Origin of the sequence: Aquabacterium sp. UBA2148 (genome assembly GCF_002328915.1) — a bacterium.
Classification (GTDB): domain Bacteria; phylum Pseudomonadota; class Gammaproteobacteria; order Burkholderiales; family Burkholderiaceae_C; genus Aquabacterium; species Aquabacterium parvum.
Genome location: NZ_DCXA01000252.1, coordinates 3,462 through 14,237, shown reverse-complemented (window position 1 = coordinate 14,237; position 10,776 = coordinate 3,462). Strand labels below are relative to the sequence as shown.

General features: G+C 61.8%; 18 protein-coding genes. All 18 read right to left on the bottom strand.

Annotated elements, in window-relative coordinates:
- Positions 1 to 188 precede the first annotated feature (188 nt).
- Positions 189 to 578, bottom strand: a complete 390-nt coding sequence (gene rplQ / locus B2W70_RS14085; RefSeq protein ID WP_286746612.1) for a 50S ribosomal protein L17 — start codon at positions 576 to 578, stop codon at positions 189 to 191.
- Positions 579 to 675: 97 nt separating this feature from the next.
- Positions 676 to 1,662 (bottom strand): DNA-directed RNA polymerase subunit alpha, encoded by a 987-nt coding sequence (locus B2W70_RS14080; RefSeq protein ID WP_058086636.1) that lies wholly within the window; start codon positions 1,660 to 1,662, stop codon positions 676 to 678.
- A 166-nt stretch (positions 1,663 to 1,828) separates the two neighbouring features.
- Positions 1,829 to 2,452 carry a 30S ribosomal protein S4 gene (rpsD, locus tag B2W70_RS14075; protein WP_058086635.1) on the bottom strand — a complete coding sequence of 208 codons (624 nt, stop codon included), beginning with the start codon at positions 2,450 to 2,452 and terminating at the stop codon, positions 1,829 to 1,831.
- Positions 2,453 to 2,720: 268 nt separating this feature from the next.
- Complete coding sequence (gene rpsK, locus B2W70_RS14070; protein WP_035036296.1) at positions 2,721 to 3,125, bottom strand: 30S ribosomal protein S11; 405 nt, start codon at positions 3,123 to 3,125, stop codon at positions 2,721 to 2,723.
- Between the two features lie 36 nt (positions 3,126 to 3,161).
- A complete protein-coding gene (gene rpsM / locus B2W70_RS14065) occupies positions 3,162 to 3,524 on the bottom strand; it encodes a 30S ribosomal protein S13 (protein WP_058086634.1) in 363 nt (120 codons plus the stop codon).
- A gap of 44 nt (positions 3,525 to 3,568) precedes the next feature.
- The gene (rpmJ, locus tag B2W70_RS14060) at positions 3,569 to 3,682 is read right to left on the bottom strand and encodes a 50S ribosomal protein L36 (RefSeq protein ID WP_058086633.1); all 114 of its coding nucleotides are present in this window, start codon (positions 3,680 to 3,682) and stop codon (positions 3,569 to 3,571) included.
- A 171-nt stretch (positions 3,683 to 3,853) separates the two neighbouring features.
- On the bottom strand, positions 3,854 to 5,164 hold the full coding sequence (gene secY, locus B2W70_RS14055) for a preprotein translocase subunit SecY (protein WP_286746599.1): 1,311 nt from the start codon (positions 5,162 to 5,164) through the stop codon (positions 3,854 to 3,856).
- Between the two features lie 49 nt (positions 5,165 to 5,213).
- The gene (gene rplO, locus B2W70_RS14050; protein ID WP_058086631.1) at positions 5,214 to 5,648 is read right to left on the bottom strand and encodes a 50S ribosomal protein L15; all 435 of its coding nucleotides are present in this window, start codon (positions 5,646 to 5,648) and stop codon (positions 5,214 to 5,216) included.
- A gap of 25 nt (positions 5,649 to 5,673) precedes the next feature.
- Complete coding sequence (gene rpmD, locus B2W70_RS14045; protein WP_058086630.1) at positions 5,674 to 5,856, bottom strand: 50S ribosomal protein L30; 183 nt, start codon at positions 5,854 to 5,856, stop codon at positions 5,674 to 5,676.
- Between the two features lie 16 nt (positions 5,857 to 5,872).
- Positions 5,873 to 6,391, bottom strand: a complete 519-nt coding sequence (gene rpsE, locus B2W70_RS14040) for a 30S ribosomal protein S5 (RefSeq protein ID WP_058086629.1) — start codon at positions 6,389 to 6,391, stop codon at positions 5,873 to 5,875.
- Between the two features lie 29 nt (positions 6,392 to 6,420).
- Positions 6,421 to 6,780 carry a 50S ribosomal protein L18 gene (gene rplR, locus B2W70_RS14035; RefSeq protein WP_058086628.1) on the bottom strand — a complete coding sequence of 120 codons (360 nt, stop codon included), beginning with the start codon at positions 6,778 to 6,780 and terminating at the stop codon, positions 6,421 to 6,423.
- A gap of 14 nt (positions 6,781 to 6,794) precedes the next feature.
- The gene (rplF, locus tag B2W70_RS14030; RefSeq protein ID WP_286746596.1) at positions 6,795 to 7,328 is read right to left on the bottom strand and encodes a 50S ribosomal protein L6; all 534 of its coding nucleotides are present in this window, start codon (positions 7,326 to 7,328) and stop codon (positions 6,795 to 6,797) included.
- Between the two features lie 16 nt (positions 7,329 to 7,344).
- The gene (rpsH, locus tag B2W70_RS14025) at positions 7,345 to 7,740 is read right to left on the bottom strand and encodes a 30S ribosomal protein S8 (protein WP_058086626.1); all 396 of its coding nucleotides are present in this window, start codon (positions 7,738 to 7,740) and stop codon (positions 7,345 to 7,347) included.
- 29 nt (positions 7,741 to 7,769) lie between these two features.
- Complete coding sequence (gene rpsN, locus B2W70_RS14020) at positions 7,770 to 8,075, bottom strand: 30S ribosomal protein S14 (RefSeq protein WP_058086625.1); 306 nt, start codon at positions 8,073 to 8,075, stop codon at positions 7,770 to 7,772.
- Positions 8,076 to 8,083: 8 nt separating this feature from the next.
- Entirely contained in the window at positions 8,084 to 8,635 is a 552-nt protein-coding gene (gene rplE, locus B2W70_RS14015; RefSeq protein ID WP_058086624.1) for a 50S ribosomal protein L5, read from the bottom strand.
- A gap of 8 nt (positions 8,636 to 8,643) precedes the next feature.
- The gene (gene rplX / locus B2W70_RS14010) at positions 8,644 to 8,961 is read right to left on the bottom strand and encodes a 50S ribosomal protein L24 (protein WP_058086623.1); all 318 of its coding nucleotides are present in this window, start codon (positions 8,959 to 8,961) and stop codon (positions 8,644 to 8,646) included.
- Between the two features lie 38 nt (positions 8,962 to 8,999).
- Positions 9,000 to 9,368 carry a 50S ribosomal protein L14 gene (rplN, locus tag B2W70_RS14005; protein WP_058086622.1) on the bottom strand — a complete coding sequence of 123 codons (369 nt, stop codon included), beginning with the start codon at positions 9,366 to 9,368 and terminating at the stop codon, positions 9,000 to 9,002.
- Positions 9,369 to 9,685: 317 nt separating this feature from the next.
- Positions 9,686 to 10,776 (bottom strand): metalloprotease TldD (tldD, locus tag B2W70_RS14000; RefSeq protein ID WP_286746593.1); only part of this gene is annotated, 1,091 nt, incomplete at its 5' end.

The window sequence follows — 10,776 nt, the reverse complement described above, 5'->3', positions numbered from 1 at the left end:
GCTACCAGACTGCTCCACCCCGCGACTGAGACTTAAATTATGGCACGTTTTTGACGCCATGACCATACATGGGCGCCAAATCAGCCAAGAAACACAAGAAAAAAGCCCGCTGCTTGCGCAACGGGCTTTTGAGCTCTGAGCCCTACCGCCGGTCGACCCAGTCAACCTGCAAGGGCGTCAAGCCGAGATCACTCGCCAGCTTCGACGGCTTCGTCGGTGTGGCTGCGCTCGACCAGTTCCATGAAGGCCATGGGAGCGTTGTCGCCCACGCGATAGCCCATCTTCAGGATGCGGGTGTAGCCACCAGGACGCTTGGCGAACAGGGGGCCCAGCACGTCGAAAAGCTTGACCACGTTGTCGCGGTTGCGCAAGCGGTCGAAAGCCAGGCGGCGGTTGGCAACGGTCGGGACCTTGGCCAGGGTGATCAGCGGCTCGACGATGCGACGCAGTTCCTTGGCCTTGGGCACGGTGGTCTTGATGGCTTCGTGCTCGATCAGCGAGTTGGCCATGTTGCGGAACATGGCGGCGCGGTGAGCCGAAGTGCGGTTGAGTTTACGGAGGCCGTTACCGTGACGCATGGTGCTTTCCTTTCATTATCAAAACCGGCGGCCGGTTCAAGGTACCGCCGGGTGCACCGGATGCCCCAGTGACCTGGGTGCATCCACTTTCAAAAAATCAACGCTTGTCGAGACCTTGGGGCGGCCAGGCTTCCAGGCGCGAGCCCAGGGCCAGACCACGGGAAGCCAGCACTTCCTTGATTTCGTTGAGCGACTTGCGACCCAGGTTCGGGGTCTTGAGCAGCTCGGTTTCGGTGCGCTGGATGAGGTCGCCGATGTAGTAGATGTTCTCTGCCTTGAGGCAGTTGGCCGAACGCACGGTGAGTTCGAGCTCGTCGACCGGACGCAGCAGGATCGGATCGAAGTGCTGAGCCGACTTGGCGGGCGCGTCGAAAGCGGCGATTTCGCTGCCTTCCAGCTGCGCGAACACAGCCAGCTGCTCAACCAGGATCTTGGCCGAAGCACGGATCGCTTCCTCGGGCGAGATGGCGCCGTTGGTTTCGATTTCCATGACCAGCTTGTCCAGGTCGGTGCGCTGCTCGACGCGGGCGCTTTCAACCGTGTAGCTCACGCGCTTGACCGGCGAGAACGAAGCGTCCAGCACGATGCGGCCGATGGCCTTGCTCGACTCTTCGCCATAACGACGCACGTTGCCAGGCACGTAGCCACGGCCCTTTTCAACCTTGATCTGCATGTCCAGCTTGCCGCCTTGCGACAGGTGGCCGATGACGTGACCAGGGTTGACGATCTCGATGTCGTGCGGGGTCTGGATGTCGGCGGCGGTGACAGGACCTTCGCCGTCCTTGCGCAGGACCAGGGTCACTTCGTCGCGGTTGTGCAGACGGAACACCACGCCCTTGAGGTTCAGCATGATGTTGACCACGTCTTCTTGCACGCCGTCGATCGACGAGTACTCGTGCAGCACACCAGCGATGGTGACTTCCGTGGGTGCGAAACCGACCATCGACGACAGCAGCACGCGACGCAGCGCGTTGCCGAGGGTGTGGCCATAACCACGCTCGAACGGCTCGAGCGTGACCTTGGCGCGGTGACCGCCGAGCGGTTCCACCTGGATGGCTTTGGGTTTCAGCAAATTCGTTTGCATGAGGTCTTCCTGTCAATACCCTCGGCTCGTTACACCGATAAGGCTGCTGGACCAACCGGAGCACCATGCTCCGGCCCTGAAAAACACACGCCGCCGAGCCCGAAAGCCCAACGGCGAGGGGCCGCATCGCGCACCAGCAAGGCGCACAACGCGGCCAACGTTCGCATCAACGCGAATACAGTTCGACGATCAGCGATTCGTTGATGTCGGAGCCGAATTCGTCGCGATCCGGGGTCTTCTTGAACACGCCTTCCAGCTTGGCGCCGTCCACTTGCACCCAGCCTGGCAGACCGATGGACTCGGCCAGCTTGTAGGCTTCTTGCACGCGCAGTTGCTTCTTGGCCTTCTCGCGCACGGCAACCACGTCACCGGTCTTGACCAGGTAGGACGGGATGTTCACGACTTCGCCGTTGACGACGATGCCCTTGTGGCCGACCAGCTGGCGCGCTTCAGCGCGGGTGGAGGCGTATCCCATGCGGTAGACGACGTTGTCCAGACGCGACTCGAGCAGACCCAGCAGGTTGGCACCGGTGTTGCCCTTGCGGCGCTCGGCTTCGGCGAAGTAGCGGCGGAATTGCTTTTCCAGCACGCCGTACATGCGCTTGACCTTCTGCTTTTCACGCAGTTGCAGGCCGAAGTCGGAGGTGCGCGAACCGGAGGTACGGCCGTGCTGGCCAGGCTTGGTGTCGAACTTGGCTTTGTCGCTGATGGGGCGGCGGGCGCTCTTGAGGAAAAGGTCGGTGCCTTCGCGGCGGGCCAGTTTGGCCTTGGGTCCGAGGTAACGTGCCACTTTGGGTGTCCTTGTTTGATCTGACGCCAGCCCTTGGAGGGCGCCGGCGCGAGTCTGCGGGCCTGGGGCGCACAGACGGTGGGCTTCATTGAACCAGACGGCAACAAGCCGCCCAGCGTCGGGGAACCTGCGATTGTAGCAAGCAGGCAAACCGATCCAGAAATAACCCGACAATCAAGTCGGGATCATGGAACGGCAACACCTCGCCGAGAGAACCCGTGCGAGGTGCGTGTTCGGCGCCTCTTGCAAGGCACCGATCAGGCTGGCATCAGATGCGGCGACGCTTCTGAGGACGGCAACCGTTGTGAGGAACCGGGGTCACGTCCGAGATGGAGTTGATCCGGATGCCCAGCGAAGCCAGTGCGCGAACCGACGACTCGCGACCAGGACCAGGGCCCTTGATCTCGACGTCGAGGTTCTTGATGCCCTGCTCTTGAGCAGCGCGGCCGGCCACTTCAGCAGCCACCTGGGCAGCGAAGGGGGTCGACTTGCGCGAGCCCTTGAAGCCCTGACCACCCGACGAAGCCCACGACAAAGCATTGCCTTGGCGGTCGGTGATGGTGATGATGGTGTTGTTGAACGAAGCGTGCACGTGGGCGATGCCGTCCGCAATGTTCTTGCGGACCTTCTTGCTCACACGACGGGCAGCGCTGTTCGCGGGTGCTTTTGCCATGATGTTTCTCTTTCGAACTCAGTCAACCAGCGCGGATCACTTCTTGCCAGCGATGGCCTTGCGCGGACCCTTGCGGGTGCGGGCATTCGTGCGGGTGCGTTGACCACGCATCGGCAGGCCACGGCGGTGACGGAAGCCGCGATAGCAGCCCAGGTCCATCAAGCGCTTGATGTTCATCGAGAGCTCGCGGCGCAGGTCACCTTCAATGGTGAGCTTGCCCACTTCTTCCCGAATCTTTTCCAGGTCGCCGTCGGTCAATTCCTTGATCTTCTTGTTGAAGGGAATGCCTGCAGCCGAGCAGATTTTCTGCGCGGTGGTGCGACCAATGCCGTAGATCGAAGTCAGACCGATTTCGGTGTGCTTGTGCGGCGGAATGTTGATGCCAGCAATACGTGCCATAACTGTCCTCTGAACGCGTGTGTCGTCGCCCTGTCAGGCGGCGATCAGCCTTGACGCTGCTTGTGGCGGGGGTCCGTGCAGATCACGCGGACCACGCCCTTGCGGCGGATGATTTTGCAATTGCGGCACATGACCTTGACGGATGCCGAGACTTTCATGGTCTTCTCCTGAACCGCCAGTTGCCCAGCGGAAATTCGCCCACGTTTCCGGGGTCAAAAACTCCAGCTCACTTCGCCCGGAACACGATGCGAGCACCGACTCAAACCTGGTTCAAGCTTCACACTTCAGGCGTTGCCGCGCTGGGTGTTGGCAGTGGTAGGCCACTGCGTTCAGCTTGCCTTGAAATTTGCCTTTTTCAGCAGAGAGTCATACTGCTGAGACATGACGTAGGACTGAACCTGGGCCCAGAAGTCCATCGTGACGACCACGATGATGAGCAGGGAAGTCCCACCGAAGTAGAAGGGAACGTTGTACTTGAGCACGAGGAACTCGGGCAGCAGGCACACCGCGGTGATGTAGACGGCGCCAACAAGCGTGAGGCGGGCCAGAATTTTATCAATGTATCGAGCGGTTTGGTCGCCAGGACGGATCCCGGGGATGAAAGCACCACTCTTTTTCAGGTTGTCTGCGGTCTCGCGGCTGTTGAACACCAGGGCCGTGTAGAAGAAGCAGAAGAAAACGATGGCCACCGAGTACAGGATCACGTAGATCGGCTGACCTGGCGAGAGCATGGCGGCGATGTCTTTCAGCCAGCGCATGCTGTCACCCGTGGCGAACCAGCCCACGGCGGTGGTCGGCAGCAGGATGATCGACGACGCGAAGATCGGGGGGATCACGCCAGCCATGTTGATCTTGAGCGGCAGGTGCGAAGACTGACCACCGTACACGCGGTTGCCGACCTGGCGCTTGGCGTAGTTCACCAGGATCTTGCGTTGGCCACGCTCGACGAACACCACGGCGTAGGTCACCAGGCCCACCAGGGCGACGATGAAAATGGCCGCCGGGATGCTCATGGCGCCAGTGCGGATCAGCTCGAACAAACCAGCCAGTGCACCAGGCAGGCCCGCAGCGATACCGCCGAAAATCAGGATCGAAATGCCGTTGCCCAGACCGCGCTCGGTGATCTGCTCACCCAGCCACATCAGGAACATCGTGCCAGCGGTCAAACTGATGACCGTGGTCATGCGGAAGCCAAAGCCGGGGCTGATGACCAGGCCGGCAGTGCCTTCCAGTGCCACAGCGATGCCGAAGGACTGGAACAGGGCCAGACCCAGCGTGCCGTAGCGGGTGTACTGCGTGATCTTGCGACGACCGGCCTCGCCCTCTTTCTTGAGCTGCTCCAGTTGCGGGATCACGTAGCCCATCATCTGCATGATGATGGACGCAGAGATGTAGGGCATGATGCCCAGCGCGAACACGGTGAAGCGCGAGAGCGCACCGCCCGAGAACATGTTGAACAGACTCAGGATGCCGCCTTGCTGGCCCTTGAACAACTGTTGCAGCTGCGCTGGGTCGATACCGGGCACGGGGATGTGTGCCCCGACGCGGTAGACGACCAGCGCGAGCAGCAGGAAGACCAGGCGACGCTGGAGGTCGCCGTACTTGCCGCTTTGTGCCAGTTGAGAGGGAGAAGTTGCCACGCTGAGTCCTGTTCAGGCTTGACGTTTCGTGTTCGCGTTGTTCGCTGAATTACTCAGCGATGGAGCCACCAGCTGCTTCGATCGCGGCCTTGGCGCCGGCGGTGACGCCGATGCCCTTGAGGACGACCTTGGCAGACAGTTCACCCGACTTGATCACCTTGACGACCTTGGCCAGCTGGGGCACGAGGCCGGCTTGCTTCAGGGTCAGGACGTCGACTTCAGCGGCGCCCAGAGCTTGCAGCTCGCCCAGGGTGATTTCGGCGTTGTACTTCAGGCTTTGCGACTTGAAGCCACGCTTGGGCAGGCGGCGTTGCAAAGGCATTTGACCGCCTTCGAAACCGACCTTGTGGTAGCCGCCCGAACGCGACTTCTGACCCTTGTGACCGCGACCGGCGGTCTTGCCCAGGCCGGAGCCGATGCCGCGACCGACACGGCGCTTGGCATGCTTGGCACCCGATGCGGGCTTGATGCTGTTGAGTTCCATGATGTTCCTCTGACTGCCGAGTGCCTTACAGCACCTGGACCAGGTAACGGACCTTGGTGATCATGCCGCGCACGGCGGGCGTGTCTTCCAGAACAGCGGTGCTGTTCATGCGACGCAGGCCCAGGCCCTTCACGGTGGCGCGGTGGTCGGCCTTGCAGCCAATCACGCTGCGGATCAGCTTGACGGTGACGGTTTTCTTTTCGCTCATGTCTGCTCTCCAGCGATCAGTTGAACAGCTGTTCAACGTTCAGACCGCGCTTGGCAGCGACTTCGGCCGGCGTCGTGGCCTTGGCCAGGGCGTCGAACGTGGCGCGAACCATGTTGTACGGGTTCGAAGAACCCAGGCTCTTGGCGACGATGTCGGTGATGCCCATCACTTCGAAGACAGCGCGCATCGGGCCACCAGCGATGATGCCGGTACCGGCGGGTGCCGGAGCCAGCAGCACCTTGGCTGCGCCGTGTTCGCCGGTCACGTTGTGGTGAACGGTGCCGTTCTTCAGCGAGACCTTCAGCATGTTGCGACGTGCCTGGTCCATGGCCTTTTGAACGGCCAGGGGCACTTCACGAGCCTTGCCTTTGCCCATGCCGATGCGGCCATCGCCATCACCGACCACGGTCAGGGCTGCGAAACCCATGATCCGACCGCCCTTGACCACTTTGGTCACGCGGTTCACCTGGATCATCTTCTCGCGCAGACCGTCGTCGCGACCTTCGTCTGCCACCTTGGGTTGAAACTTAGCCATTTGAGATTCCTTCCGGTTGCCGACGAGGCTTAGAACTGCAGGCCGGCTTCACGCGCGGCTTCAGCCAGGGCCTTGATGCGACCGTGGTATTGGTAGCCAGCGCGATCGAAGGCGACCTTCTCGACGCCAGCAGCCTTCGCCTTTTCGGCGATGCGCTTGCCGATCAGCGAAGCAGCTTCGGTGTTGGCACCGTTCTTGATTTGCTCGCGCACTTCCTTTTCGGCGGTCGACGCGGTGGCGATGACCTTGCTGCCGTCGCCAGAAATCACGCTGGCGTAGATGTGCAGGTTGCTGCGGGTGACCGTCAAACGCACGGCGCCTTGCAGGGCGATCCGGGCGCGGGTCTGGCGCGCACGACGCAGGCGCTGTTCCTTCTTGCTCATTGCCATGATGAATCAGCTCCTTACTTCTTCTTGGTCTCTTTGAGGACCACGCGCTCGTCCGCATAGCGGATGCCCTTGCCCTTGTAAGGCTCAGGCGGACGGAACGCACGCACTTCAGCAGCGATCTGGCCAACGACCTGACGGTCGGCGCCCTTGATCACGATTTCGGTCTGAGACGGGGTCTCGACCTTGATGCCGGCGGGCATGTCCTTCACCACGGGGTGAGAGAAACCAATCGACAGGTTCAGCTTCTGACCAGCAGCCTGGGCCTTGAAACCCACGCCAACCAGGGTCAGCTTCTTCTCGAAGCCCTTGGACACACCGTTGATGGTGTTGGCCAGCAGGGCGCGGAAGGTGCCGGACATGGCATTGGCGGCGGCGGTTTCGTTGGCCGGGGCGACCTTCAGCGTGGTGCCGTCTTGCGTGACGGTGACCAGGCCGTTGGCCGGCAGGCTCAGCGTGCCGTTGCCACCCTTGACGGTGATGGCTTCGGCCGAGATCTTGACGTCCACACCTTGAGGGACGGCGATCGGCATTTTTCCAACGCGGGACATTGCGATTGCTCCTCTATCAGGCGACGTACGCGATGACTTCGCCACCGATGCCGGCAGCGCGAGCCTTGCGGTCGGTCATGACGCCTTGGGGGGTGGTCACGATCGCAACGCCCAGGCCATTCATGACCTGAGGGATGCTGTGACGGCCCTTGTAGATGCGCAGACCGGGACGGGAAACACGCTCAATGCGCTCGATGACCGGACGGCCAGCGTAGTACTTCAGCGAAATTTCCAGGGTGGGCTTGGCGGCTTCACCGGTGACGGCGAAACCGTCGATGTAACCTTCGTCCTTCAGGACTTGGGCGATCGCGACTTTCAGCTTGGAAGACGGCAGAGCAACGTTGGTCTTGTTGACCATTTGGGCGTTGCGGATGCGCGTCAGCATGTCGGCGATGGGATCACTCATGCTCATGGGATAACTCCTGTTCGTGCCCGGCCGGATTACCAGCTTGCCTTGGTGACACCGGGGATGTCGCCGGCGAAAGCCAATTCACGGATCTTGGAACGGCCGAGGCCGAACTGACGGAAGGTGCCACGTGGGCGACCAGTCAGGTTGCAGCGTGCGCGCAGACGGGTCGGGTTGGCGTTGCGGGGCAGCTTTTGCAGCTCAAGGCGAGCGGCATAGCGCTCTTCTTCCGACTTCTTGGCGTCATCGATGATGGCCTTGAGTTCGGCGTACTTCTTGGCGTACTTGGCAACCAGCTTTTCGCGCTTTTCTTCGCGTTGCTTCAGAGAGACTTTTGCCATGGCGGGCCTCAGTTCTTGAACGGGAACTTGAAAGCCGTCAGCAGTGCCTTGGCTTCTTCGTCGGTCTTGGCGGTCGTCGTGATGCTGATGTTCAGACCACGGACAGCATCGATCTTCTCGTATTCGATTTCCGGGAAGATGATCTGTTCCTTGACGCCCACGTTGTAGTTGCCGCGACCGTCGAACGAACGACCCGAGATGCCGCGGAAGTCACGGACGCGGGGCAGCGACACGGTGACGAAGCGGTCCAGGAATTCGAACATGGTGACGCCACGCAGGGTGACCATGCAGCCGATGGGCATGTTTTCGCGGATCTTGAAGCCGGCAATGGCCTTCTTCGACATGGTGACCACGGGCTTTTGGCCGGCGATCTTGGTCAGGTCGCCAACGGCGTGTTCCATGACCTTCTTGTCGGAGACGGCTTCCGAGACACCCATGTTCAGGGTGATCTTGGTCAGGCGCGGCACTTCCATGATCGACTTGTAGCCGAACTGCTTCATCAGTTCGGGGACGATCTTTTCGCGGTAGATCTGCTGCAGGCGAGCTTGTTGTTGAGCCATTTGTGACCTCAAGCCTTGATTTCTTCGCCGCTGGACTTGAAGACGCGCACTTTCTTGCCGTCAGCCAGGAGCTTGATACCGACGCGGTCAGCCTTGCCAGAGGCAGGGTTGAAGATCGCCACGTTGGACTGGTGGATGGGCATGGTCTTGTCGACGATGCCACCGGTGGTGCCCTTCAGGGGGTTCGGCTTGACGTGCTTTTTGGACACGTTCACGCCATCGACCAACAGGTGGTCGGCGTCGACGCGAGCGGACACGGTGCCGCGCTTGCCTTTGTCACGGCCGGTCAGGACGATGACCTGGTCGCCGGTTTTGAGCTTGTTCATGGAGCTGTCCTTTACTGAACTGTCGATGACCGCAAGGATCAAAGGACCTCGGGGGCCAGCGACACGATCTTCATGAAGCGCTCGGAACGCAGTTCGCGCGTCACGGGGCCGAAGATGCGGGTGCCGATGGGCTCGAGCTTGGCATTCAGCAGCACGGCGGCGTTGCCATCGAACTTGATCAGCGAGCCATCTTGGCGACGCACGCCCTTGGCGGTGCGAACGACCACAGCGCTGTAAACCTCGCCCTTCTTGACGCGGCCACGCGGTGCAGCTTCTTTGATGCTGACCTTGATGATGTCGCCGATGCCGGCGTAACGACGCTTAGAGCCACCGAGCACCTTGATGCACATGACGCTCTTGGCACCCGTGTTGTCTGCGACGTCAAGTCGCGATTGCATTTGGATCATGGTGTATCCCAACTTGACCGTTCGGCTGCACAAACCACTGCGCAACAACGAACCATCAGTCTTGGGCCCGTAGAACGGGCGGATCTGAAAGAAGCCCTGACTTCGAAGAATCCCGCCAAAGGGTGGCGAGCCGAAATCAGAAGCGCTCTAACAGCGAAGCCTTGCATTATGCACGAGTTTTGGCAGGTGCGTCAAGCGCCCTTTTGAGCAAAGGAGAGCGCCGGAGCAAATCCACGCATCGCAGGGTCAAAAAGACGACGGCCGCACGAGCGGCCGTTCAACAAACCATATGGGCATGTGACGCCCGTTCGGCGCACTCAGGCCGTGCCGCCCACCGTCAGGCCCTCGATGCGCAGGGTGGGCTGGCCCACGCCAACCGGCACGCTCTGGCCATCCTTGCCGCAGGTGCCCACGCCGCTGTCGAGCTTGAGGTCGTTGCCGACCATGCTGACGCGGGTCATGGCGTCGGGGCCGTTGCCGATCAGGGTCGCACCCTTGATCGGGTAGAGGATCTTGCCGTTTTCGACCCAGTAGGCTTCCGAAGCCGAGAAGACGAACTTGCCCGAGGTGATGTCGACCTGGCCACCACCGAAGTTGGCGGCATACACGCCGCGCTTGATGGACTCGACGATTTCGTCGGGGTGCTTGTCGCCGGCCAGCATGTAGGTGTTGGTCATGCGCGGCATGGGCAGGTGGGCGTAGCTTTCGCGGCGTCCGTTGCCGGTGGGCGCGGTCTTCATCAGGCGGGCGTTGGTGGCGTCCTGCATGTAGCCACGCAGGATGCCGTCTTCGATCAGCACGTTGCGCTGGCTGACGTGGCCTTCGTCGTCGATGTTGAGCGAGCCGCGGCGGTCGGGCAGCGTGCCGTCGTCGAGCACGGTGACGCCCTTGGCGGCCACGCGCTGGCCGATGCGGCCGGAAAACACGCTCGAGCCCTTGCGGTTGAAGTCGCCTTCGAGGCCGTGGCCCACCGCTTCGTGCAGCAGGATGCCGGGCCAGCCGGAGCCGAGCACCACGGTCATCTCGCCGGCGGGCGCGGGGCGCGATTCCAGGTTGACCAGCGCGGCGTGCACAGCCTGGTCGACGTAGCCCTGGGTCACTTCCTGCGTGAAGTAGGCCAGGTCGTGGCGACCACCGCCGCCTGAGGAGCCGACTTCGCGGCGGCCGTTGTGTTCGGCGATGACGGTGACCGACAGGCGGATGAGCGGGCGCACGTCGGCAGCCAGCACGCCGTTGGCGCGGGCCACGAGCACCACGTCGTACTCACAGCCCAGGCCGGCCATGACCTGCACGACGCGCGGGTCCTTGGCGCGGGCTCGGCGCTCGACGTCTTCGAGCAAGGCCACCTTGGCGGCGCTGTCCATCGAAGCAATGGGGTCGAAGCCACCGTAGAGGCTGCGGCTGGGCG